Source organism: Mesorhizobium sp. M4B.F.Ca.ET.143.01.1.1, assembly GCF_004792275.1.
Lineage (GTDB): Bacteria > Pseudomonadota > Alphaproteobacteria > Rhizobiales > Rhizobiaceae > Mesorhizobium > Mesorhizobium abyssinicae.
On the sequence record NZ_SRSR01000180.1, the window covers coordinates 1 to 352 of the forward strand.

General features: G+C 64.5%; 1 pseudogene. It reads right to left on the bottom strand.

From position 1 onward, the window contains the following. Positions 1-352: pseudogene (locus tag EN786_RS36525) on the bottom strand (thiamine pyrophosphate-binding protein); the annotation flags it as partial.

Consider the following 352-nt stretch of genomic DNA (forward strand, 5'->3'; position numbering starts at 1 on the left):
CCGGTCTGGGGCGGCGTCGACCATTCGAGATAGGCGGCGTGCGCCTTTTCCGCCTCGGCCGCCCAAGAAGGCCTGGCTGCCGGCTTGCGCTTGGCGAAGGCTTCAACGAAAGCAGTGGGCGAGGCATTGATGGCTATCGTCGGCCGGTAGACGCGGCCAAGCTCGCCGGCATCGGCATGGACATGCACCAGCGCCTGGTCGGGGTAGGGGCTTTTCAGCAACGTGTAGTCGGAGGACGGCATCTCGCCCAAGCGGCCGCCGATCAAAAGCACCACGTCGGCCTGCTTGATCCGCTCCGCAAGCTTTGGATTGATGCCGATGCCGACATCGCCGGCGTAATTGGGATGGAGAT